Annotated in this window: 20 protein-coding genes; 6 read left to right on the top strand and 14 right to left on the bottom strand. The window is 69.6% G+C overall.

What is annotated here, in order from left to right; all coding sequences use genetic code 11:
• Positions 1-16 precede the first annotated feature (16 nt).
• Together ACZ5LB_RS08645 and ACZ5LB_RS08640 are read left to right on the top strand one after the other, a co-directional pair.
• Entirely contained in the window at positions 17-775 is a 759-nt protein-coding gene (locus ACZ5LB_RS08645; RefSeq protein WP_464605793.1) for a hypothetical protein, read from the top strand.
• Between the two features lie 25 nt (positions 776-800).
• Positions 801-1,574 (top strand): hypothetical protein, encoded by a 774-nt coding sequence (locus ACZ5LB_RS08640; RefSeq protein WP_464605792.1) that lies wholly within the window; start codon positions 801-803, stop codon positions 1,572-1,574.
• Here the strand turns inward: ACZ5LB_RS08640 and ACZ5LB_RS08635 are convergent.
• From ACZ5LB_RS08635 to ACZ5LB_RS08610, 6 genes are all read right to left on the bottom strand, one after another.
• On the bottom strand, positions 1,571-2,167 hold the full coding sequence (locus ACZ5LB_RS08635; protein WP_464605791.1) for an outer membrane beta-barrel protein: 597 nt from the start codon (positions 2,165-2,167) through the stop codon (positions 1,571-1,573). The two genes, ACZ5LB_RS08640 and ACZ5LB_RS08635, sit on opposite strands and share 4 nt — an antisense overlap.
• Positions 2,168-2,304: 137 nt before the next feature.
• Positions 2,305-3,786 carry a vWA domain-containing protein gene (locus ACZ5LB_RS08630; protein WP_464605790.1) on the bottom strand — a complete coding sequence of 494 codons (1,482 nt, stop codon included), beginning with the start codon at positions 3,784-3,786 and terminating at the stop codon, positions 2,305-2,307.
• Positions 3,783-4,745 carry a VWA domain-containing protein gene (locus ACZ5LB_RS08625; protein WP_464605789.1) on the bottom strand — a complete coding sequence of 321 codons (963 nt, stop codon included), beginning with the start codon at positions 4,743-4,745 and terminating at the stop codon, positions 3,783-3,785. The genes ACZ5LB_RS08630 and ACZ5LB_RS08625 overlap by 4 nt, the downstream gene beginning before the upstream one ends.
• Entirely contained in the window at positions 4,742-5,449 is a 708-nt protein-coding gene (locus ACZ5LB_RS08620; RefSeq protein WP_464605788.1) for a hypothetical protein, read from the bottom strand. The genes ACZ5LB_RS08625 and ACZ5LB_RS08620 overlap by 4 nt, the downstream gene beginning before the upstream one ends.
• A complete protein-coding gene (locus ACZ5LB_RS08615) occupies positions 5,449-6,219 on the bottom strand; it encodes a DUF58 domain-containing protein (protein ID WP_464605787.1) in 771 nt (256 codons plus the stop codon). Before ACZ5LB_RS08615 ends, ACZ5LB_RS08620 begins: the two co-directional genes overlap by 1 nt.
• A 22-nt stretch (positions 6,220-6,241) precedes the next feature.
• Positions 6,242-7,066, bottom strand: a complete 825-nt coding sequence (locus ACZ5LB_RS08610; RefSeq protein WP_464605786.1) for a MipA/OmpV family protein — start codon at positions 7,064-7,066, stop codon at positions 6,242-6,244.
• A gap of 271 nt (positions 7,067-7,337) precedes the next feature.
• Here ACZ5LB_RS08610 and ACZ5LB_RS08605 point away from each other — a divergent pair, with 271 nt between their 5' ends.
• Both ACZ5LB_RS08605 and ACZ5LB_RS08600 read left to right on the top strand, forming a co-directional pair.
• Entirely contained in the window at positions 7,338-7,607 is a 270-nt protein-coding gene (locus tag ACZ5LB_RS08605; RefSeq protein ID WP_464605785.1) for an AbrB/MazE/SpoVT family DNA-binding domain-containing protein, read from the top strand.
• 2 nt (positions 7,608-7,609) lie between these two features.
• A complete protein-coding gene (locus ACZ5LB_RS08600; RefSeq protein WP_464605784.1) occupies positions 7,610-7,993 on the top strand; it encodes a PIN domain-containing protein in 384 nt (127 codons plus the stop codon).
• Positions 7,994-8,071: 78 nt separating this feature from the next.
• Here ACZ5LB_RS08600 and nuoE read toward each other — a convergent pair whose 3' ends face one another.
• The 8 genes from nuoE to rpsU form a co-directional block, all read right to left on the bottom strand.
• Positions 8,072-8,614, bottom strand: a complete 543-nt coding sequence (gene nuoE, locus ACZ5LB_RS08595; RefSeq protein ID WP_464605783.1) for an NADH-quinone oxidoreductase subunit NuoE — start codon at positions 8,612-8,614, stop codon at positions 8,072-8,074.
• Complete coding sequence (locus ACZ5LB_RS08590) at positions 8,611-10,377, bottom strand: NADH-dependent [FeFe] hydrogenase, group A6 (RefSeq protein WP_464605782.1); 1,767 nt, start codon at positions 10,375-10,377, stop codon at positions 8,611-8,613. The genes nuoE and ACZ5LB_RS08590 overlap by 4 nt, the downstream gene beginning before the upstream one ends.
• Positions 10,378-10,407: 30 nt before the next feature.
• Entirely contained in the window at positions 10,408-12,600 is a 2,193-nt protein-coding gene (locus ACZ5LB_RS08585) for an NADH-ubiquinone oxidoreductase-F iron-sulfur binding region domain-containing protein (protein WP_464605781.1), read from the bottom strand.
• 284 nt (positions 12,601-12,884) lie between these two features.
• Complete coding sequence (locus tag ACZ5LB_RS08580; protein WP_464605780.1) at positions 12,885-14,312, bottom strand: DUF4139 domain-containing protein; 1,428 nt, start codon at positions 14,310-14,312, stop codon at positions 12,885-12,887.
• Positions 14,313-14,381: 69 nt separating this feature from the next.
• Positions 14,382-14,891, bottom strand: coding sequence for a chemotaxis protein CheW (locus tag ACZ5LB_RS08575; RefSeq protein ID WP_464605779.1), 510 nt, complete (start codon positions 14,889-14,891; stop codon positions 14,382-14,384).
• Between the two features lie 14 nt (positions 14,892-14,905).
• Entirely contained in the window at positions 14,906-16,522 is a 1,617-nt protein-coding gene (locus ACZ5LB_RS08570; protein ID WP_464605778.1) for a methyl-accepting chemotaxis protein, read from the bottom strand.
• A 122-nt stretch (positions 16,523-16,644) separates the two neighbouring features.
• Positions 16,645-19,077 carry an endonuclease MutS2 gene (locus ACZ5LB_RS08565; protein WP_464605777.1) on the bottom strand — a complete coding sequence of 811 codons (2,433 nt, stop codon included), beginning with the start codon at positions 19,075-19,077 and terminating at the stop codon, positions 16,645-16,647.
• Between the two features lie 68 nt (positions 19,078-19,145).
• Positions 19,146-19,352 carry a 30S ribosomal protein S21 gene (rpsU, locus tag ACZ5LB_RS08560; protein ID WP_243335345.1) on the bottom strand — a complete coding sequence of 69 codons (207 nt, stop codon included), beginning with the start codon at positions 19,350-19,352 and terminating at the stop codon, positions 19,146-19,148.
• Positions 19,353-19,521: 169 nt separating this feature from the next.
• Between rpsU and ACZ5LB_RS08555 the strand changes: the two genes are divergently transcribed.
• On the top strand, positions 19,522-21,327 hold the full coding sequence (locus tag ACZ5LB_RS08555; RefSeq protein WP_464605776.1) for a serine/threonine-protein kinase: 1,806 nt from the start codon (positions 19,522-19,524) through the stop codon (positions 21,325-21,327).
• A 75-nt stretch (positions 21,328-21,402) separates the two neighbouring features.
• Positions 21,403-21,699, top strand: coding sequence for a hypothetical protein (locus ACZ5LB_RS08550; RefSeq protein ID WP_464605775.1), 297 nt, complete (start codon positions 21,403-21,405; stop codon positions 21,697-21,699).
• The last annotated feature ends 59 nt before the right edge of the window (positions 21,700-21,758 follow it).

Raw genomic sequence — 21,758 nt, 5'->3', positions numbered from 1 at the left:
CTCGAAGGGAGTTTCCATGAAGTTGTCAAAGCTTCTGGTGACGGCGGGCATCGCCGTCCTGGTGGGATGCGCCACCGAATCGAAGGTGGACACCTCCAGCACGGACCCCGAGGCCATCAAGGGTTCGCCCGCCGGCGTCTCGGTCTTCGGGCTCACGGACATCCTCACGACCCTTCCGGGGGTCCTGGGCGGCAGCTACCCGTCCTGCGTCACGCCCACGGTTGACGGCACCACCGCCACCCTCGCCCTGGCCGGGTGCCGCTCCGGCAGCGGGGGGACCCTCGCCGGGACCCTGACGCTCTCCGACACGCCTTCCGGATCCGCCCACACCTACACGGAGACCTTCGGGTCCCTGGTCAACACCCGGAGCGCCACGGTCCAGTGGGTGTACACCGGCAGCCTCGCCGCGGTGGTGAACGGCAACCTGGGCACCGTCATCGCCGATCCCGGCTTCAAGATCACCGTGACCGACACCTCGGTCCCGGCCAACAGCAAGGCCTGGACCTTCACCTGCGACCTGGCCAGCACCACCACGGCCAACGGGTTCACCCTCACCGGCACCTTCGGCGTGGCGAACGCCACCGGGGACAGCGTGGCCGTGCAGATCGATCCGGTCCGTCCCCTCGTCTGGGCGAAGGGCGGCGCCTATCCGGTCACGGGCAGCCTCGTCATCACGGATAACCGGGCGACCGGCGCCGCGACCCGCGAAACGGTCACGGCCACCTTCGACCACGGCACGGTGAACATCAACGGCGGCATCATCACCCTCGGCTAGGGCCGGTTCGGAACAAGGAGGTCACATGCGGACCCTGGTCCTTTCAGCAGCCATCCTGGCGGCGCTTCCCGCCTTTTCCCAGTCCCGGGGGGCCTGGTACCTCGACCTGCACCGGGTGGCCCCGACCCTGGAAGGCAGCTACACCGGGATGCAGGACGGCGAACCGGTCAACTTCGACATCGTCAAGGACCTGGCCCTGGCCAAGGACTCCACCCGCGTGGGCGTCGCCCTGGAATACCAGGGGCCCCGCTTCGGGCTCGAACTGTCCGCGGAATCCCAGGACTACGCGGGCTCCAACCTCATTTCCCGGGACGTGACCATCTCGGGCCAGACCTGGAACGCCCAGGCCACGGTGGCCACGACGGTGAAGATGACCAACTACACGGGGAACTGGACGATCCGCTTCATGCGGACGCCCGGGTTCTGGATCGGGGTGGATCTGGGGGTGCGCGGCACCGTCCTGGACCTCAACGCCACGGGCACGAGCTACCTCACCGGCGTCACGTCCAAGGCCTCCTTCAAGTCGGGCCTGCCCATGCCGCAGGTGGGGCCCTCGGTGGGCTACTCCGGCCTGGACGGCCGGCTGGTCATGCGGGGCTACTACCACTACCTGGGCTACAAGGGCGCCCGGTACCACCACGCAGGGGCGGACGTGCGCTACTTCCCGCTGGCGTGGCTGGGAGTCCGGGTCTTCACGTCCGGGGAGTCCTGGAAGGTGCCCACCGACACCATCTCCAAGGACCTAGCCATCACCCTGGACCGCTCAGGTACCGGGTTCGGCCTCGTCCTGAAGTTCTAGAACCGGTACTCCAGCCCCCCCTCCAGGGTCGCCAGGGTCACCCCGCCCAGGTTCGTGGCGGCGTACCGCACCGACACGGCCACGGCGTCCGTGAACCGGTAGCCGGCCCCGGCGGCGAAGCCCACCTTCATGGACGTCTTCTGCTTGTCCCAGCCGATTCCGGCCCCGGAGGCCACCGGGCCCACGGTACCGAACTCCACCCGGCTCAGGGTCACCCCGCCCAGCATGAAGGTGCCCCCCAGCCCGGGCACGCCGTGGCGCACCTCCACGCCCAGGGAGACCTGGTTGGCGCTGACCCGGACCGTGCGGGGCGCCACCATGTCGTTCAGGATGCCCCGGGTCCGGGCCGCGTCCTCCCGGAAGGTGAGGAAGTCCAGGCGGGTGCGCAGGGTCCAGCCCTGGCCCTGGTCCGACTCGAAGAACAGCCCGCCGCCCGCCCCGGTGCGGCCATTGATGGCCTTGAGGTCCGCAAGGGGCCTGGCGGCCGTCGCCTGGAGGCCGAAGCGCAGGGGGGAATCCAGATCCGCGGCGCGGAGGGTGGGGGGGGCGAGCAGGGCGAGGCCAACCAGGACGAAGGCCGAGGGTCTGGGCATGGGTACTCCTTGACTAATTATTAATAATATGCCGCCGTTCCGGCTTGGCAATGCGACGGGGATCGCCAAACCTGAAGCCAAGCCATGGGGGAACCGCCGGTGGGTTCCCGGAAGCGCGCGTGGAGCCGGACCGATGGCTAGATATCCTTCACCCCTCCCGGGGGCTTCTTCGGCAGCCGCTGCTTGAGGCCGTCCAGTTCGTCCTGCCGCGCGGCCTGGCTGGGCGGGGGCGGGGGCGGCTTCTTGGGGTTGGGGGGCGGCGGGCCGGGGTCCTTGAGGAGCGTCTGGAGGTTATGGATGGCCTCCTCGCGTCCGGGCTGCTCGGTGAGCACGCGCTCCAGGAGGGTACGGGCGTCCTCGGGGCGGCCCAGGTCCATGCTGGCCTTGGCGGCCAGCAGGAGGGCGGGGGCGCGCCAGGGGGGCAGGGGGCGGGGGGCGCCCAGGCCCGTGAGCGGGGCGAGGGTCTCCAGCGCCTCCTTGGGGGCCTTCGACTTCAGTTCGATGCTTGCCCGCAGGAGGCGGTGGCTGGGGGCGTCGCCCCGGGGCTTCCACCGTTGGGCCGCGGCCAGGTCCTCGCGCTCCAGGGCGCTCTGGGCCATCCAGGCCCGGATGGACTGGGGCACGGGCAGTTCGGCCCGGGCCGGGGCCCCCAGGGCTGCCAGCACAAGCAGGAAGGGGCGCCAGGCCCGCATGGGCTTGCCCGCGGCGGCAAGCCAGATGCAGATGCCGGCCAGGGCCAGCCACGCCCCGGCCTCGGGGTGGGCGGGCAGCAGGGAGCGGGACATGGGCAGGGGCTCGCGGCCCTGGGCCAGGTCCTGGAACAGCCGGGGCAGGTCGTCCCCCGGGGCCAGGGCGCGGCCGCCAGCGGCCTTGGCCAGGTCCGCCATGTAGTCCGGCCGGGCCTGGCTGAAGAGCGCCTCGTCCGGTCCGCCGGAGGCCACGGGTTGTTTGGTCGTCTGTCCCACGCACAGGGTGTAGAGGGGCAGCCGCGCCTTGGCCAACTGGGCCGAGGCGCGCCGCAGGGCCTCCTCCGGCGCCTCCCAGGTCTCCTCGCCGTCGCCGATCAGGAGGATCACTTCGGGGGTGCGGGGTCCGGCCTGGGCGGCCACCTGGGGCAGGCCGCGGCCGATGGAGGTGCCCGGGGAGCCCAGCTCGCCGGGGGTCACGGCCCGGGGGGCGTCCCGGAGCAGGCGGAGGTCGTCCCCCGGGGGCAGGAGCGGGATGGCGTCGCCCGTGAGGAGGTCCAGGCTGAAGAGGATGCCGGGGTTGGGCTGCGACCAGAGGCGGTCCAGTACGCCCAGGGCCGCTTCCCACCGCGTGCGCATGGCGCCGCCTGGGCCCGGCGCGTCCCGCACCCCCATGGAGCGGCTGGCGTCCAGCACCACGCGCACCGTGAGCCGCGGGGCCTCCGGCGCGCCCCACCGGGGCTCGGCCAGTCCGATGGCGGCGCCCAGGAGGATGAAGGCGAGCCCCAGGCCCTGGGCCAGGGGCATCTGCCCCACCACCCGCACGCCGAGCCCGGGCCGGCTCTGGGCCCACAGGCCCAGCGCCAGGGCCAGCCCCGCCAGGCCCAGGCCGGGCCACAGGAGGGCGGGGTGGGTGAAGGTGCCGGGGATCATGCGTCCACCATCCAGGCCGGGGCGGGCCGGCCGCGCTTGCGCCCCAGGTCCAGGGCCAGGGGCACGGCCAGGATGCCCGCGGCCAGCAGGAACCAGCGCGCCAGGGGCCGGCCTTCGGTGGGCGCGTCCACGGGCAGGGCGGTCTTCTCCAGCGCGTCGATGGCGGTCATGCTCCGGGCCAGGCCCGCGGGGTCGCCGGCGCTGAAGGCCTCGCCGCCGGTGGCCTGGGCGATGCGCTTGAGGGTTTCGGGATCGGTCTCCACCTTGAGGCTGGCGAAGCCGCCGCCCTCCAAGGGATAGAGGGCGTCCCCGTCGCCGCCGATGGCCACGGTGTGGATCCGGATGCCGTTGCGCCGGGCCTCCTCCGCGGCCTCGGCGGGCTCCACGTGGCCCCGGTTCTGGGCGCCGTCGGTGAGCAGCAGGATCACCCGGGAGCGGGCGGGGCTGTCCGAGAGGCGGCGCACCGCGGTCATCAGCGCGCTGCCGATGGCCGTGCCGTCGTCCCGGCTTTCGATCTCCAGGCGCTCCAGCATGGTCCAGAGGCGCACGTGGTCGGCGGTGAGGGGGCTGAGCGTGACCGGGTGGGCGCTGAACAGCACCATGGCGAAGCGGTCGTGGGGCCTTCCCGCAATGAAGTGCTTGAGCAGCCGGCGCGCGGCGTTCCAGCGGTCCTCCTTGGCCCCGCCGTCCAGGGCCATCATGGAACTGGAACCGTCCAGCACCACCGCGAAGTCGACCACCGGGGCCCGCCCCGCGACCTCGGCGCGCCGCTCGGGCACCGCGGCCGCCACCACCAGGAGAGCCACGATGAGGGCGGGCATGAGGTGGGACAGCCACCGCGCCGCGCGCCCCGAAGGCCGGGAGCTGGGGATGCCCCACCGGTAGCTGGTGCGCACCGCGATCCAGATGCCCGGCAGGAGGAGCAGCAGGAGCCACGGGTAGCGGAGGGCGAGGCTCATTTCCCCTCCAGCGCGTGGAGGAGCTCGCCCACCGGCGGGAAGGGAGGCTCGGTGCGGGCGAAGCGGGCCGCGTCCAGGCTCAGCGCCCAGGTGGCCCAGACGTCCAGGCCCCGGGCCCGCAGCGCCTCGGCGCCCCAGCCCAGGGCGTCGTCGCCGAGGTGGGCCGCCAGGAGTTCCCGGCCCGTGGCGTGGGCCGCGTCCAGGGCGAGCCGGCCCGGCTCCCGGGGGGGGTAGTGGTGCGCGAAGGCCTTGCGGGCCGCGCGGCGCCGGCGCCCCTCGGAGCCCTTGACGTGGCGGCGGCGAAGGCCCCAGGCCGCCGCGGCCAGGGGGATCAGCAGGAGCGTGGCCCAGGGCCAGGGAAAGGGCACGTGGGGCAGGATGTCCTCCCGGCCTCCGCCCACGGCCACCCAGGGCGCGCCGAAGGGCACGGTGCGGGGCACGGTGATGCGCAGTTCGGGGGTCCTGCGGCCGTCGCCCAGGTCCAGGGGCCGGACCACCGCGAGCCCCGGTCCCAGGGGCTGGACGGTGATGCGCCAGCCGCGGCCGTCCTTGAGCGGGTCCACCCCCCGCACCGCCAGGGGACCCAGGCGCTCGTCCCCGGGCCGGGGCAGGGGCGGGGCCGCGGGGTCGTCGTCCCGCAGTTCCAGTGTCCCCAGCCTGCCCATGGGCAGTTCGGCGGGCGCCTTCCACACGGGGGTCCCCATCAGGCGCCTCCGCCCTTGAGCCAGATCCCCAGGCGCGTGACGGGGTCCTCCATGATGTTCCAGTCCTGGCGCTCGACGTTGGCGGGGAAGCCCGGGTCGGGCCAGTTGGGCATGTGGCGGTAGTGGGGCTGGTCGGGACGGAACCACACCACCCGGTGCCGCGCGGCAAGGGGCTTGAGGAGCGGGGCCAGGCCCTGGAGCCCGGCTCCGTTGCTCAGGATCCAGAGCCGGTGGCCCCGTCCGTGGTCGCCCCAGTGCCCCAGCGCGGCCTGCCAGTCCGCGGGGCCCGGGATGGCCGGGCCGCGTCCGGCCAGCGCCTCCAGGAGGTGGAGGCCCTGGACCCGGCCCCGGCGCGGGGCGATGCGCAGGGGCGGCGTGGTCGCGTCCCCGGGCACCAGGAGTCCCAGGCGGTCCTTGCCCGCGGCCGTGGTGGCCTGGGCGGCCCCGCAGATCTCGATCGCCCACCGGATGGGGCTGACGGGATCCCCCAGGAACATGGAGGGCGAGGGGTCCACCACCAGCCACACGATGAGTTCGCGGCTGGCCTGGAAGACCTTGACGATGGGCTCGCCCGTGCGGGCCGTGAGGGGCCAGTTGATGGTCCGGGGATCGTCCCCGGGCACGTAGGGCCGGTTCTCCACGAAGGTCAGGCCCGCGCCCTTGACCTTGCTGAGGTGCAGCCCCTCGGTGCCCCCGCGCAGCACCTTCCGGAGCCTCAGCGGAAGCCGCCGGAGCCGGGACAGGAATCGCTTCCAGCCTCTGGGAGTCATGGGTTCATCGTAGCCTAGTTCCCTAGTCCCCCAGGCGGTAGCTGAACCCCAGGCCGGCGTTGAGGAAGGAATCCCTGCGCGCCAGGGGGCTCCGGCGCGCATCCCCCTGGAACGTGCCCCCGAACAGCATCCCGTGCCAGGTGAGGCGGGGTCCCGACCGGTAGGCCAGCATGAGGATCCCCCCGACGTCCCGCAGTCCCGCGCCCGGGGCGAAGGGGCCGGTCTCGCCCGGCTTCAGGCGGGTGTCCCCGGCGGCCACCAGCGCCGACCGCCGCTGGGCCTGCTCCGGGGAGATGCCGAAATCGTAGGCGAGATTGTCGGCGTCGGACCAGCTGGCGTGGAGGCCCGCGGTGAGGCTCCAGCCGGGGGCCAGGGGGAAGGTGCGGCCCACTCCGGCCGTGGCGCGGTTGCCCCCATCGTCGGACAGCCCATGGGCCAGGTTGGCCCTGGCGCTCCAGCCCCGGCTGCGCCACTGGATGCCCGTGCCGGCCCAGACGCTCCGGTTCCGGTCGCCCATGCCTGCCAGTTCGGGAGCACGGCTTTCCGGCCGGCCGTCACCCACCCCCAGGCCCAGTTCCCAGGTCCATGCCGGCGTCCGCCACAGCTGGATCCCGCCCCCGAAGCCCACCGCCACCCGGCTGGACCCCAGGTAGAACTTGCCGTACTGGGCGCTGGCCGTGGGAAGGAGGACCGTCCGGTTCGAGGCGGAGCCGGGAGCCGAGGGGTAGGTGAGCGCCATGGCGCCCACGGAGCCGGTCCACCGGTCGGATTGGGGGGCGCCGCTGCCGGTCCATTCCTGGGCGGTGAGGGGCAGGCAGGCGATGAGGACGAGGGGGACCAGGGACATGGAGGCTCCAGGGGCTTTTCGCCGGGTAAAGAAAGAATAGCCACTTGACCCCGCACGGCGCGCCCCGGTTGAGCCCTTTCCCCACGGCTCTTTTGCGGGAAGGGGGGCCGGGGTAGGCTGGTCCTTTTCGGAAGGACCCATGACAGGAAGGCTCATTTCAGACCCCTTCGTTCCCGCACGGTCCATGACACCCTCGACCACGAGCGGCCCGGTGCCTGGTGACCTTGCGCCTGGGCGAGGATGCATTACCATTGGTAATGAAGGTGTGCCCATGCTCATCGCCGTCTCCAAAGTCACCCGTCAGGGCCAGATTTCGGTGCCCGCCGAAGTCCGGCGGGACCTGGGCATCCGGCCCGGAACCCAGCTGATATGGGACCGCGGGGAGAACGGCGAGTACCGGGTCCGGCCCAAGCGCGTCACCTGGACCGACCTTCACGCGCTGATCGGCCCCCTCGAGATCCGGCTGACGGACGAGGAGCTGCGGGCCGCAAGGCGGGAATTCCTGGCTTCCCGCGCGGGGCGCCGGGATGAGGGGAGGTAGGGATGGCCGCCATCGACACCAACGTCCTGGTCCGCCTCGTCACGCGGGATGATCCCGGTCAGTTCGAGAAGGCCCAGGCCTTCGTCAAGCGCCACCATCCGGTTCTCGTGACGCACCTTTCCCTTCTGGAACTGGTCTGGGTACTCATGAGCCGCTACGGTCTGGCCAAGGAAAAGGTCTGCCAGGTGGCCCAGGCCCTTCTGGAGATGGCGGAGCTGGAGGTGCAGGAACCGGCCCTCCTGGAGGCCGCGCTCAGGACCTGGGAGGGGTGCAGGGCCGACTTCGCGGACTGCTTCATCCTCGAGACCGTGAAGGCTTCGGGGGGCGTGCCGCTGGGGACCTTCGACGCCACGCTGTCCAGGCAGGAAGGGTGCCAGCGGCTCTGAAAAAACCTGGCCGGAGAACCCGGGCGGCGTTCCCACGCGCCGCCCAGGCGTCTCCGGCCATTCCCGGGATCCTGCGGATCAGGCCTTGGGTACGGCCTTGTCCTTCTTGAGATAGCGCTCCAGGATCAGGCTCACTTCGCCCGGGGTCACGGGGCCGTGGACCTGGTCGTCGATCATCACCACGGGAGCCAGGCCACAGGTGCCCAGGCAGCGGGTGGATTCCAGGCTGAACATGCCGTCCTTGGTGGTCTCCCCGAACTGGATGCCCAGGTTGTCCATGAGGCGCTGGCTGATCTTGTCGGCGCCCTTGACGTAGCAGGCGGTCCCCAGGCACACGTTGATCATGTGCTTGCCCCGGGGCTGGAGGCGGAAGTAGTGGTAGAAGGTGGCCACCCCGGTGACCTTGGCCAGCGGGATCTGGGCCAGCTGGGCCACGGCTTCCATCTGTTCGGTGGAGAGCCAGCCGGTCTCGGCCTGCACCAGGTGCAGGATGGCGATGAGGTGGCTCTCGGAGTGGAGGGTGCCGTTCAGGGAAGCGATGAACTCCACCACGTTCGCGGGGAGCGCGGCTTCGGCCGCGGCCTTGATTTCAAGCCAGTTGTCGGTGTTGGTTGCGCTCACTTGATCCCCCTGGGCATCCGGGCGTGGTAGTGGGTGTGAAGCAGATGGTGGGCCTTCTCCCCGTTGGGCTCACCCAGGAACTCGGCATAGAGGTGCTCGATGGCCGGGTTCTCGTGGCTGCGGCGCAGCTGCTTGTCGCTGTCGATCCGGTAGAGGGCCTTGGCGCGCAGGCGTCCCAGTTCGGGATCCAGCACGTCCATGGTGAAGGGCGGGTAGGGCTGGCCGCCCCCGGCGACGCAGCCTCCGGGGCAGGCCATGATCTCCACCAGGTGGTACTGCTTCTCGCCGCTCTTGATGGCTTCGAGCACCGTCTTGGCGTTGGTGAGGCCGTTGGAGACGGCGATGTTGATCTCCTTGCCGGCGAGGGTGATGGAGGCCTCCTTGAGGCCGGTCACGCCGCGCACGTCCTCGAAGACCAGGGGACCCAGCTCGTCGCCGGTGAGTTTCACGGCCGCGGTGCGCAGCGCCGCTTCCATCACGCCGCCCGTGGCGCCGAAGATGTCGGCGGCGCCCGAGGAGATCCCCAGGGGCCGGTCGAACTCGCCGTCGGGGAGGTTCACGAAATCGATGCCGTAGGACTTGATCATCCAGGCCAGCTCACGGGTGGTGAGCACGGCGTCGGTGTAGGGGGTGCCGTCCTCCATGGCGTGCTCGGGGCGGGCGGCCTCGAACTTCTTGGCCACGCAGGGCATGATGCCCACCATGTAGATCTGGTCGGGGCTGAGGCCCTTCTTCTCGGCGTAGTGCGTCTTGGAGAGGGTGCTGAGCATCGACATGGGGGACTTGCAGGTGGAGGTGTGGGGAATCATCTCCGGGTAGAACTTCTCCATGAAGCTGACCCAGCCCGGGGAGCAGGACGTGAGCAGGGGCAGGGGGCCCTCGCCGTTCATGCGGCGAAGGAACTCGTTGGCCTCCTCGATGATGGTCAGGTCCGCGCCGAAGTTGGTGTCGAAGACCGCATCGAAGCCCAGGCGGCGCAGGGCCGTGATGAGCTTGCCGGTGACCGGGGTGCCGATGGGCAGCCCGAAGCACTCGCCGATGGCGGCGCGGATGGAGGGGGCGGGCTGCGCGACGATGTGCTTCTTGTCCCGGGGCATGGCCAGGGCCTCCCACACGCGCTCGGTGTGGTCCTTCTCCAGGAAGGCGGCGGTGGGGCAGACGTTGATGCACTGGCCGCACTGGATGCAGGCGCTGTCGTCCATGGGGCCGAGGTTGGCCGGGCCCACCACGGTCTCGAAGCCGCGGCCGTGCTGGCTGAGGTTGTGCACGCCCTGGACCTCCTCGCAGACCCGGATGCAGCGGCCGCACAGGATGCACTTCTCGGGGGTGCGCACCACCGACTCGCTCTGGTCGTCGATGGGGAAGCGCTTGCGCTTGCCCTCGAAGTGGCGCTCGCGCACGCCCAGGCGGTATGCCTGCTTCTGGAGCTCGCACACGCCGTCGCGGTCGCAGGTCTGGCAATCCATGGGGTGGTTGTCGAGCAGCAGTTCGACGATGTCGCGCCTGGCGCGGCGGATCTCGGGGGAATTGGTCTGGACGTTCATCCCCTCCCAGACCTCGTGGCTGCACGCCGTGAGGAAGCTGCTGAAGCCCTCCACCTGCACGACGCAGATGCGGCAGGCGCCTTCGAGGCTCAGCTTGGGGTGGTAGCAGAGCCTGGGGATGTGGATCCCCAGCTTCTCGGCGGCCTTGAGGACGGTGGTCCCCTTGGGCACCTGGATGTGCTCGCTGTCGATGGTGAGGTTGATCATGGTCTCGGTCATCGTGGGTTCCTGTGTCAGGGGTGCGTTTGATTAGACGCGTTCGACCGCGTCGAACCGGCAGACTTCGAAGCACTGCCCGCACTTCACGCAGCGTTCCTGGTCGATCAGGTGTGCGGTCTTGCGCTGGCCGGAGATGCACTCCACCGGGCAGTTCCTGGCGCAGACGGTGCAGCCGATGCACGTCTCAGGATCGATCTGGTAGCGGATCAGGGCGACGCACTTCTTCGCCTTGCACTTCTTATCCACGATGTGCTCGCGGTACTCGTCACGGAAGTTCTTGAGGGAGCTGAGCACCGGGTTGGGCGCGGCGCGCCCGAGACCGCAGAGGGCGGTCTGCTGGCAGAGCCTGGCGAGGCGCTCGAGCTTGTCCAGGTCCTCCAGCACGGCCCGGCCCGACGTGATCTTCTCGAGGATCTCGAGCATGCGCGTCGTGCCTTCGCGGCAGGGGGTGCACTTCCCGCAGGACTCCTCCTGGGTGAAGCTGAGGTAGAACTTGGAGAGGTCCACCATGCAGTCGTCCTCGCTGAGGACGATCATGCCGCCCGACCCCATGATGGAGCCGGCCTTGGAGAGGGGGCCGAAGTCCACTTCCATCTCGGACTGGGAGGCGGGGATGAAACCGCCCGCGGGGCCACCGGTCTGGATGGCCTTCAGGGCCTTGTCGTCCTTGACGCCGCCGCCGATGTTGAACACCACCTTGGAAAGCGGGGTGCCCAGGGGCACTTCCACCAGGCCCGTGTGCTTGACGTTGCCGGCCAGGGCGAAGACCTTGGTGCCGCCGCTGTCGGCGGTGCCCTGGTTGGCGAACCACTCGCCGCCGTAGTTGATGATGGCGCTGATGTTGGCGAAGGTCTCCACGTTGTTGATGCAGGTGGGCTTGCCCCAGAGGCCCTTGACGGTGGGGTAGGGGGGGCGGACCTTGGGCTGGCCGCGCTCGCCCTCGATGGACCGGATGAGGGCGGTCTCTTCGCCGCACACGAAGGCGCCGGCGCCCAGGCGGACTTCCATGTCGAAGTCCCAGCCCGAACCCATGATGTTCTTGCCCAGGAGGCCCGCCTTGCGGCACTGGGCGAGGGCGTTCTGGATGCGCTTGATGGCCAGCGGGTACTCGGCGCGGATGTAGTAGAACCCGTGGCCGGCGCCGATGGCGAAGGCGGCGATGATCATGCCCTCGACGATGTTGAAGGGGTCGGACTCCAGCATGCCGCGGTCCATGAACGCGCCCGGATCCCCCTCGTCGCCGTTGCAGATGAGGTAGCGGGTGGTCTCGGCCTGGTCGTGGGCGATCTTCCACTTCTGGCCGGTGGGGAAGCCGCCGCCGCCACGGCCCCGCAGGCGGGCCTTGAGGACTTCGTTGATCACCCACAGGGGATCGTTCTTGCCGAGCACCGTGGCCAGGGCCGAGAACCCGCCGTAGCGCACGTATTCCTCGAGGTTCTCGGGGTCGACGATGCCGCTGTTGCGCATGGCGATGCGGTTCTGGTGGTTGAAGAAGTGGATGTCGCCGTAGAGCGAGTAGAAGTCCTGGGTGATGGGCTTCTCGGGGCAGCGCAGGTGGTCGACGACCTCGCCACCGATGGCGTGCTTGTCGAGGATCTCGTCCAGGTCCTTCTCGGTGAAGATGCGGTAGAGGACCCGGTCGGGGTTCACCAGCACGTGCGTGCACTTGCCTTCGGTCTCCTCGCTGCAGGCGCCGAAGCACCGCACGTGGGAGGTCTTCACGCGGCTGGCGGGAACGCCCTTCTCCTTGAGCTTGCGGTCGAAGGCGTGCTTGAGGGCCTGGCCCGTGGTGCAGCGGCGGCCTTCGCAGAAGATGAAGGAGAGATCGGCCACGTTGTCCAGGGAGCCGTCCAGGGCGTGCTCGGGGAGGGGCTCGCCCTTCTGGATGTGGCTGGAGAAGATCTTGTGCACCAGGGCCCGGTCCACGCGCTCGTACTTGACGGGCATCTTGCCGGGGACCGTGATGCCGACGATGGGCTCCTTGCTGCAGCGGCCCGTGCAGCCCGTCTTGTGGATGACGATGTCCTCGCGGCCGGAAGCCTGGATGTGCTTCTGGAATTCGTCGAGGGCCTCGAGGGAGCCGGCGGCGTGCTCACAGGTTGCGGAGCCGATCTGGATCTGGATCCTGGCGGAATCGCCGCTATCAGCCAGGACCTCGTCCGCGTTCTTCCTCAACGTGTCGAAGAAGGCCGCAACCGGGTTTGCCTCGACCGGGTTTGCCATGGGGAACTCCGTGGGAACTGGGCCGGGGAACGGCGGCCAATGTTAGAAAAAGTATCGATAGAAAAATATCGAATCGTGCTACACTGTTTGCCGTGGTGCCTGATCATGCGTTGAAACACGATGCAAGGTGGGTATCGCACGATCAGCGAGTGCCGGAACCCGACCCTCGTTTCTTGTCGTTCCTTACGGAGCCCAGGAAACCGTTGGGAGGGCTCACGACAGGTCGACCACAGATCCAAAATAGCCTTATCCGGTTACCCGCGCGTTGATAATTGTCACATCGGTTACCGGCGCATGCGTGCGCGGTAGGTGAGCGTGGAACTGCCTTCGGCCGGAACCGGCACGTTGAACCGGGCGAGACCGCTGGCTTCCTTTACGAAATCGTGGCTCTTCTGGACGATCTCCCAGTCGCCGAAGATCGGCTCCAGCACTGAAACGGTGACGGCCTCCTTCTTGGCGTTGCGCAGCTCCACCTGGAAGGCGACTTCGGTCACCTGGCGGTAGGCGCCCTGGGGGCCCAGCACCTTGTAGTCGGTCTGCTTGCGGGCCGCGGTGACGTCGAAGGCATCTCCGAGCTTGAGTCTCACCGTCTCGTTCCGGGGCGTGTGATCGATGGCGTCCTCGCCCACGAACTGCGGCCGTCCCTGTCCATCGCGCTTGTAGACCCGCACCACGCCCTTGGGCATGGGCATGCCCATGCGCGACTCCTCCCGGTTCCTGAACTCCACGAAGACGCCGACCTTGGGCTTCTCGCCCAGGTTCTCGTAGCGGGCCTGGAAGGCGTAGGCGTCGCCGCGCAGAAGGTACTCCTTGCGCACGGGCACGCCCTGGGCGGTGAGCAGGGCCACCTGCTTGGTCTGGTTCTCCTTGAGGGTCGTGGGCCGGTCCAGGGTGTAGAGGTGGTATTCGAAGAGGCTCTCCTCCTTCATCTCGGCCCGCGCCGAGGCCTTGGCCATGGCCATCATCGGGGCGGGGGCCTCCCGGTTCGCCGAGGCGCGGTGGACGTCGCCCGCCACCAGCTGGAGGGTGGCGTTGGGATACGCCGAGCCGCTCTGGTTCGTGAGGGTGACCCAGCCGCCCAGGTCGAGGGTCTTCTCGTCCGGGGAGAGGTTGGCCACATAGTCCGCGCGCCAGGAGAGGCCGGCCGTGAGGTAGCTGAGCTCGAGCTTCTGGGAGCGCTCCTTCGGGGAATGGAGGCTGAGCACCAGGGTGGGCCGGGCCCGGAGGTTGGCGGGGACCCCGGGGTAGATGATGCGGCCCGGCAGGGAGGTCTCGATGCGGTCCGCGAACTTCAGGACGGTGCCTTCGTTGGCGGCCAGGACTTCGGCCTCCTCCCGCACCTCCCGGGAGCCGGCGCCGTCGGGGTTCGGCTTTTGCGAGACCACGGTGACCTTGCGGCCCACGTACTTCTCCAGGAGCTTGCCGGGCGTGAGCAGGTCGAAATCGAAGTTCTGCTCGTTGACCCAGAAGTCCTTGGCCTCGGTCAGGTTGCGGATCAGGGCCGTCTCGGGGCGGATCTGGGCCGAAACCTCCTGGAAGGCCAGGTCCAGATCGCCCTTGGGAAGGCGCACCTCGCGCTGGTCCTTCACCAGCGCGAGGTTGTCGTTGTAGATGGTCACGGCCAGGGCCTGCTGGTCCTTCTGGGTCGTGGTCTGTTCCGGGGCCTGGGCGGCAAGGATGGCCGGAAGCGAGGCGAGGACGAGGATGCGCATGGGGTCTCCTGGGGTTCCCGGGAATTCGGGTCCCAGTGTAGACCGCTTGGATACCCCGCAGGGTCGCCCTCAGCCGGAAATCGCCGCGAGCTCCTCCAGGGAGAGGACGTTGTCCACATCCAGGATGATGACGAACTCGCCCTCCACCTTGCCGATGCCCGCGAGGAAATCGGTGCGCAGGGAGGAGCCGAAGGCCGGTGGCGGATCGATGTCGGCCGCGTCGATGTCGAGCACCGCCCGCACCTGGCCCACGATGAAGCCCAGCACCAGGCCCTCGCCGAGATGCTCCACCTCCAGCACCACCACGCAGGTGCGCCGGGCCACCGGGCTGGGGGCCCGGCCGAAGCGCACCGCCAGGTCCAGCACGGGCACCACGGAGCCCCTGAGGTTGATCACGCCCCGGACGAAGTCCGGCATCATCGGAACCTGGGTCAGCTCCCCGTACTGGATCACTTCCTTGATGGACCGGATCTCCATGGCGAAGGTCTCCCGGCCCAGGACGAAGGCCAGGTATTGGCTTGGCTTTTCCGGGGCGATGGGAACCGGGTTGCGGCGTTGCACGGTCATGAGTTCGGACATGGTCGCCACTCCTCTCAGAACCGCGTGAAGCCGGTTTCGTCCACGCGGACGGCCTTGCCGGCCTTGCGCGCGGGGGGGGCCTCCCGCCTGGGCGCGGCCACCGGCGCGGCGGACCCGCCCTTGCGGTTGAAGAAGCCCATGGCGGTCTGGAGTTCCAGGGCGTGGCCCGTGACCTCCTCGGCCGTGCTGGCCAGTTCCTCGGAAGCCGCCGCGTTCTGGGCCACCGCCTGGCTGATCTGGGTGATGGCGCCGTTGATCTGGCCCACGCCGGAGTTCTGCTCGGAACTGGCCGCGGCGATTTCGGTCACCAGATCGGACGTCTTCTGGATGGAGGGCACGATGGTGTCCAGGAGCTTGCCGGCCCGCTCGGCCAGGTCCACGCTGCCCGAGGCCAACCTGCCGATTTCCTCCGCCGCCACCTGGCTGCGCTCGGCCAGCTTGCGCACCTCGGCCGCCACCACGGCGAACCCCCGCCCGTGCTCACCGGCCCGGCCCGCCTCGATGGCGGCGTTGAGCGCCAGGAGGTTGGTCTGGTAGGCGATGTCGTCGATGATGCCGATCTTCTGGGCGATCTCCTTCATGGCGCCCACGGTCTCACGCACCGCTTGGCCGCCTTCCACCGTGTCCCGGGCGGTGCTGGTGGCCAGATCGCCGGTCAACTTGGCATTCTCATTGTTCTGGGCGATGGAGGCGCTCATCTCCTCCATGGAGGCGCTAGTCTCCTCCACGCTCGCGGCCTGCTCGCTGGCGCCCTGGCTCAGGGACTGGGCGGTGGAGCTCAATTGTTCGGCGGCCCCGGCCAGGGAGCCGGAGGCGTCCTGGACCCGGCCCACCACGGCCGAAAGGCGCTCCACCATGTCCTTGATGGAGGCCATCATGCTGGTGGTGTCGCCAGGCGCCGTCCGCACCTCCACCGAGAGGTCGCCCGAGGCCACCCGCCGGGCCACCTCGGAGGCCTCGTTGAGCTCACCGCCCACCAGGCTCCGCAGGATGCGGGCGACGCCGATGCCCAGGGAAAGGGCCACCGCGAAGGCCCCGGCGATGAAGGCGATGGTCTGGGTCTGGAGGGAGGCGACGGCCTCGAGGCTGTTCTTCTGGGTGAGGGCGGCATCCTGCAGGTTGACCTCCTCGATGGCCTTGAAGATCCGGTCCAGTTCCAGCGTCTTGGGGCGCAGTTCGGAGAAGAGGAAGGGGCCCGCCTCGGCATGCTTGTTCTGGTCCACCAGGGCCAGGAATCGCCGGGTCGTTTCCTCGTAGGGGCCCCAGATACGGTCGAACGCGGCCCAGAGGACGGTTTCCTCCTTGGCCATGCGGGTGGCGCGCTCCTTGGCGATGTGGTCCATCAGGGACACGCGGTTGGCGGCCATGGCTTCGGCCACGGCGCGCCTGCGTTCGACGTCCGGGGCCACGAAGTAGTTGTTGGTGAGCCGGGCATACATGATCGCATTGCTTCGCGCCTTGCCCACCAGGGACACGGACGTGAGCTGGTTCTCGTACATGTCGGTCATCATCCCGGCCACCTTGCGGATGTTTCCCATGCCCCGCAGCCCCACGACGACGGCCACCAGGGCCACAAGGAAGAAGGAGAGGATGAGCTGGGTGGCCAGCTTCTGGTTGCGGTACCACTTCATGGGGGCTTCTCCGGGCAGGGCAGGGCCCCGCCTCCCTTCGGAGAGTTCGGGTTCCCGCTGGTTCCATGCAAGTGTGATTGATTCTCAGGTGCACGCCATAAGGGCCATTACGTAGCCTCCCGTCACCGGAGGGTGATTACCGTGGCCCCCGCGCCTCCCTGGCTTTGCGGCGCGTCCTCCACCTTGGCGATGCCCGGGTGGCCCTTCAGAGCCTCGCGCACGGCGGCCTTGAGCTTCCCGGTGCCGTGGCCGTGGACCACGCGGATGAACTTCTGGCCCGCGGCGATGGAGGACTCCACGAACCGGTGGATCTCGGTGTCCACGTCGTCCGAGGCCCGGCCGATGAGGTTGATCTCGGACTGGATGTCCTCGGCGTCGCCGCGGAAGCGCACGGAACCCCTGCGGGGGCTCTGTGCGCCCAGGGCGCCCCGGTGGATGGCCTCCAGCTCCCCGGCGCGGGCCTCCAGGCGCCGGCCCTGGGGGGTCTCCAGCACCACCCGGTCTCCCTTGAGGCTGGCGACGCGGCCCTCCACGCCCAGGCCCCGGTGCCGGGCGTAGCCGCCCTCCCGGAGCTGCGGCGGATCCTGGGCCCGGGGCGGGGCGGTCCCCGCCCGCATTTCGGCGTGGGCGATCTGCTCGATGGTGCGCACCCGCTCCCGGACGTCGGTGCCCACGCGGTCGGCGTTGAAGGGCTCGGTGGCCTTGTGCTTCTCCTTGAGCTCCTTCACGAGCCGCCTGGACTCGTGGTCGATGAAGTCGAGGACCCGCTGGACCTTCTCCCCCGACTCCCGCTGGAACTTCTCCTGGGCGTGGCGCAGGGACTCCTCGCGGTTGGCGAGGATCTTCCGGTCCTTCTCCACGGCCGCCGCGGCCTCCTTCAGGGCCTGGGTCTCGTCGGCCAGCCGCAGGCGGTCCGCCTCCAGCTGCCGGAGGAACTCGCGCCAGTCCTGCTCGCGCCGGCCCAGCACCTTCTCGGCGTGGTCGAGGATGGACCGGGGCAGGCCCAGCTTGGCGGCGATGGTCAGCGCGCGGCTCTGGCCGGGCATGCCCACCATGAGGCGGTAGGTGGGGGCCAGCCGCTCCTCGTCGAACTGCACCGAGGCGTTCTGGAAGCGGGGGTGGCGCAGGGCCCACTGGCTGATCTCCCCCAGGTGGGTGGAGCACAGCACCCAGCACTGGCGCCGGGAAAGGGACTGCAGGAGGGCGATGCCCAGCGCGGCCCCCTCCTTGGGGTCGGTGCCCGTGCCCAGCTCGTCCAGCAGCACGAGGCCCCCCGTGCGGGCCTGGCCCACGATGCGCTTGAGGTGGAGGATGTGGCTGGAGAAGGTGGAGAGGCTGCCGATTAGGGTCTGGTGGTCGCCGATGTCGGCGTGGAGGGTGGCCATCTCCGGCACCTCGGTGCCGGGCCGGGCGGGAATGGCGCATCCGGACCGGGCCAGGGCGGTGAGCAGGCCCACGGTCTTGAGGACGACGGTCTTTCCGCCGGTGTTGGAGCCCGAGATGATCACCCCGGGACGCTCCCGGTCCAGCTCCAGGGTCAGGGGCACGGCGTCGTGGTCCAGGGGGTCCAGGTCCAGGGCGGCGCGCACGTTGGGCAGCAGCAGGGGGTGCCGGGCCTCCAGGAGGCAGAGCCGGTCCCGGCCCAGGTCCGGCAGGGCGCCGTCGCACAGGGCGCTCCAGCGCAGCAGGGCGAGGCCCTCGTCCGCGTCGGCCTGGAAGCGGTGCCAGCGCTCGAAATCGAAGCGCCGGGCCCGGAGGCCCTCCAGCAGGTCCCGCAGGAAGGCCTGCACGGCCTGCATGTATTCCCGGTCGGCCTCCACGTGGTCGTTGTTGAGGCTCACGGCCTCGAAGGGCTCCACGAACACGGTGGCGCCGCTGCTGGAGCGGTCCAGCACGAGCCCCGGCACCATGCCCCGGCGCTCGGTGCGCACCGGCAGGCAGAAGCGCCCGTTGCGCTCCACGACGTTGAATTCCTGGAAGGCGTCGGGGAAGTCCCGGAGCATGCGCTGGAGGCGGTTGTTCACGGACTGGAAGCACCTGGACCGGGTGCGGTGAAGGTCGGCCAGGCCCGGCACCCGCATGGGATCGAGCTGGCCGTCCTCCGTGAAGCAGCGCCCCAGCTGGTCGGCCACGGGCCCGGGGTCGGGCAGGAGGTCGGCGGTGACCTGCAGCCGGTCGATGCCCAGTTCCGTGCCCTCGGGCCCGGGCCGGTCCTCGGGCCATTCCAGGCCCCGGGCGGTGCGGAGGAGGGTGGCCAGGGCGCGCAGGCCCTCCCGCAGCTGGCGCCAGTGCTCGGGCAGGGGCCACCCGGCGGGGTTGAGCACCTCGTCCAGGGCCTCGTCGAAGGCCACGATGGGCAGGGCCCCCGGGTCCAGGGACCAGGTGGGTCCCAGTTCCATCTGCCTGAGCCGCCGCAGGCCGCAGCGGCCGTCCCAGGGCTGGAGCTCCTGGAGGGCGGCGCGGCCCAGGCGCGTGCGCGCCCCGCCCGCCACCAGGGCGGCCAGGGTGGGGAATTCGACGGCGAGGAGTTCTGAGGCGTAGGGGGTTCGGGTCATGGGGGGCATTGGCGCACGAAAAAGGCCCGCCGTGGGCGGGCCTTTCCATCCTATCGGAAACGTGGGCTTCAGCCCATCAGCCTCCGCTCCTGGGCGAGGCGCTTCAACGTCTTCTTGCGGGCGGCGAGCATCTTCCGCTTGCGCTTGGCGCTGGGCTTCTCGTAGTGCTGACGCTTCTTCAGCTCGCTGAGGATTCCAGACTTCTCGCACTTCCGCTTGAAGCGGCGAAGCGCGTTCTCGAAAGTTTCATCTTCCTTGATTTTGACCAGTGGCATGTGGGGACACCTCCTTCCGCCTTGATTTCGCCCTGAAACCGCAATTCCGGAACCAGGGCCGTCCATCAGGTTACCAGCGGAATGCAGGTATTGCCAGCATTCGTTGTTGAAGATGAGGAGTTGGCCGCTTCCGCTCCCGCGGTCTATAATTCCATTTTCTCGAGAATTTATGGCCCAGGCTCATCTGCTCATCGTGGACGGCGAATCCTTCCGGACCCCCGACCTGTCGGCGGTCATGGGAAACGAAGGCTGGGAGGTCGTCTGGGCGCAGGGGGCCGCCCGGGGTTTCCAGGCCGCCGCCGCCACCCCGCCGGACGTGGTCCTGTTCGATCCCCGGGCCATCGGGGAGGAGGGGCTGGCGCTGCTCCGGGACCTCCAGCTCCGCAAGCCCGGCATCGCCCTGGTGGCCCTGGGGGGCACGGAAGCCGATGCGGAATGGGCGCGGAAGGCGGGCCTGGACCCCACCTCCCTGCACCGCATGGGCCGGGACACCTCCATCCAGGCCTGGCCGGCCACCCTGCGCTCCTGCCTGGGCGGCTTCGGACCGGGCGCCCAGAAATTCACCACCGAGGACCTCTTCGCGGACATCCTCACCGACCTGGACGAGCTGCCGCCGGAGCCGCCCCGGGCCGTGACCCCCCCGCTGCCCAAGGACTTCACCCTCGGCGGCGTTCCGAGCATCTCCGGCTTCTTCCAGGGCTCCGAGGTCGACATCAAGGCCACGGGCCCGCTGCCCCAGATCCCCGACAACTGGCCCCCGCCCGCCCCTCCCGAGAGCCCGGCCCCCCCGGACGAGAGCATGGAGGAGTTCGGCAACTACTACCTCCTGGAGAAGGTCGCCGTGGGCGGCATGGCCGAACTGTTCAAGGCCCGCCAGCGCGGCGTCCACGACTTCGAGAAGATCGTGGCCATCAAGCGCATCCTCCCCCACCTCTCGGACAACGACGAGTTCGTGCGGATGTTCATCGACGAGGCCAAGCTCGCCGCGCAGCTCACGCACCCCAACATCTGCCAGATCTTCGACCTGGGCAAGGCCATGGGGTTCTACTACATCGCCATGGAGTTCGTGGACGGGCGGGACCTGCGCAGCCTGCTGCGCAAGGTGCGGGAGTACCGGCTGCCGGTGCCCGAGCCCCTCGCCGCCGCCATCACCATGAAGGTGGCCAGCGCCCTGGACTACGCCCACCGCAAGCGCGGCATCAACGACAAGGAGCTCAAGCTCGTCCACCGGGACATCAGCCCCCAGAACATCCTCATCTCCTACGAGGGGGCGGTGAAGCTGGTGGACTTCGGCATTGCCAAGGCCGCCACCAAGAGCACCCAGACCATGGCCGGCGCCCTCAAGGGCAAGCTCCTCTACATGAGCCCCGAACAGGCCCTGGGCGGGGCGCTGGACGGCAGGTCCGATATCTATTCCTTGGGCCTGGTCCTCTTCGAGCTCCTTACCGGGGAACGCTGCTTCCAGGCCGACAGCGAGCTGGGGGTCCTCGAGAAGGTCCGCATGGGCAAGGTCCTGGAGGTGCGCACGGTGAACCCGGCGGTCTCGCCGGAGATGGCCGCCATCGTGAACAAGGCCCTGAACCGCGACGTGGACCACCGCTACGTCTCGGCCCGGTTCCTGGAGCGGGACCTCAAGAACCTCCTGGTGAAGACCAGCAGCGAGCCCACGGAGCACGACCTGGCCGAGTACGTGAACATGGTCCTGAAGGGGTCCCGGGGTGAGTTGGAGGAGCTCCTGCGGCACCGGTACCCCGCCGTCCAGCCCCCGCCGTCCGCGCAGCCGCGCCCCCCGCAGCCCCAGCCCCAGATCCAGCCCCGTCCGGTCCCGCCGCAGCCCCAGCGGGTGCGCCCCCCCGAGCCCATGCCCATGCCCCCGGCGCCCGTGGGGCACCCCCAGCAGCCCCTCTGGCTGATCCCCGTGCTCATCGCCCTCATCGCGACGGTGGCCTGGGTGGCGTACAAGGTTTTCAACTGAGGTCCGTGCGGTTCCCGGTATCCTTTACCCATCCGAATCTTTGGTGTTTCCCCTTTACGTGTGTATGGAGCTTTTATGGATCTCAACAAAGACCAGCAGCAGTTCTACGAGCAGGCCCGGGAGCGTTGCCGCCAGGACGTCGACCAGATGAACAACACCATCCGGGTGGAATGGCAGCACCTCAACGACGAGATCAAGCGCGTGCAGGAGCTCATCCAGACGCTTGAGACCCGCAAGCAGACCGTGGGCCAGATCTACGCCTCCTCCAGCGAGATGCTGGGCCTGGCCAACGACCTGGACGTGTCGCCGGCCATCAAGGACAGCGCCGAGGACACCGCCGACGACCTGGGCGTCGGGGAGATCGACCTCTGATCCATGGACATGCGCGCGCGCAAGGGCCGGACCCTGGGGCATCCCCGGGGTCCGCTGCG

Source organism: Mesoterricola sp. MK458, from assembly GCF_055384935.1.
Note: the sequence above shows the minus strand (reverse complement) of the source record. Positions and strands in the feature narration are given on the sequence as shown.

What these genes read in the sequence shown, in the direction of transcription:
- ACZ5LB_RS08605 (WP_464605785.1), top strand. Translation starts at nt 7,338, where the DNA reads ATGCTCATCGCCGTCTCCAAAGTCACCCGTCAGGGCCAGATTTCGGTG.
- ACZ5LB_RS08640 (WP_464605792.1), top strand. Translation starts at nt 801, where the DNA reads ATGCGGACCCTGGTCCTTTCAGCAGCCATCCTGGCGGCGCTTCCCGCC.
- ACZ5LB_RS08590 (WP_464605782.1), bottom strand. Translation starts at nt 10,377, where the DNA reads ATGACCGAGACCATGATCAACCTCACCATCGACAGCGAGCACATCCAG.
- ACZ5LB_RS08635 (WP_464605791.1), bottom strand. Translation starts at nt 2,167, where the DNA reads ATGCCCAGACCCTCGGCCTTCGTCCTGGTTGGCCTCGCCCTGCTCGCC.
- rpsU (WP_243335345.1), bottom strand. Translation starts at nt 19,352, where the DNA reads ATGCCACTGGTCAAAATCAAGGAAGATGAAACTTTCGAGAACGCGCTT.
- ACZ5LB_RS08580 (WP_464605780.1), bottom strand. Translation starts at nt 14,312, where the DNA reads ATGCGCATCCTCGTCCTCGCCTCGCTTCCGGCCATCCTTGCCGCCCAG.
- ACZ5LB_RS08555 (WP_464605776.1), top strand. Translation starts at nt 19,522, where the DNA reads ATGGCCCAGGCTCATCTGCTCATCGTGGACGGCGAATCCTTCCGGACC.
- ACZ5LB_RS08610 (WP_464605786.1), bottom strand. Translation starts at nt 7,066, where the DNA reads ATGTCCCTGGTCCCCCTCGTCCTCATCGCCTGCCTGCCCCTCACCGCC.
- ACZ5LB_RS08570 (WP_464605778.1), bottom strand. Translation starts at nt 16,522, where the DNA reads ATGAAGTGGTACCGCAACCAGAAGCTGGCCACCCAGCTCATCCTCTCC.
- ACZ5LB_RS08550 (WP_464605775.1), top strand. Translation starts at nt 21,403, where the DNA reads ATGGATCTCAACAAAGACCAGCAGCAGTTCTACGAGCAGGCCCGGGAG.
- ACZ5LB_RS08630 (WP_464605790.1), bottom strand. Translation starts at nt 3,786, where the DNA reads ATGATCCCCGGCACCTTCACCCACCCCGCCCTCCTGTGGCCCGGCCTG.
- ACZ5LB_RS08615 (WP_464605787.1), bottom strand. Translation starts at nt 6,219, where the DNA reads ATGACTCCCAGAGGCTGGAAGCGATTCCTGTCCCGGCTCCGGCGGCTT.
- ACZ5LB_RS08645 (WP_464605793.1), top strand. Translation starts at nt 17, where the DNA reads ATGAAGTTGTCAAAGCTTCTGGTGACGGCGGGCATCGCCGTCCTGGTG.
- ACZ5LB_RS08575 (WP_464605779.1), bottom strand. Translation starts at nt 14,891, where the DNA reads ATGTCCGAACTCATGACCGTGCAACGCCGCAACCCGGTTCCCATCGCC.
- ACZ5LB_RS08600 (WP_464605784.1), top strand. Translation starts at nt 7,610, where the DNA reads ATGGCCGCCATCGACACCAACGTCCTGGTCCGCCTCGTCACGCGGGAT.
- ACZ5LB_RS08585 (WP_464605781.1), bottom strand. Translation starts at nt 12,600, where the DNA reads ATGGCAAACCCGGTCGAGGCAAACCCGGTTGCGGCCTTCTTCGACACG.
- ACZ5LB_RS08620 (WP_464605788.1), bottom strand. Translation starts at nt 5,449, where the DNA reads ATGGGGACCCCCGTGTGGAAGGCGCCCGCCGAACTGCCCATGGGCAGG.
- ACZ5LB_RS08565 (WP_464605777.1), bottom strand. Translation starts at nt 19,077, where the DNA reads ATGACCCGAACCCCCTACGCCTCAGAACTCCTCGCCGTCGAATTCCCC.
- ACZ5LB_RS08625 (WP_464605789.1), bottom strand. Translation starts at nt 4,745, where the DNA reads ATGAGCCTCGCCCTCCGCTACCCGTGGCTCCTGCTGCTCCTCCTGCCG.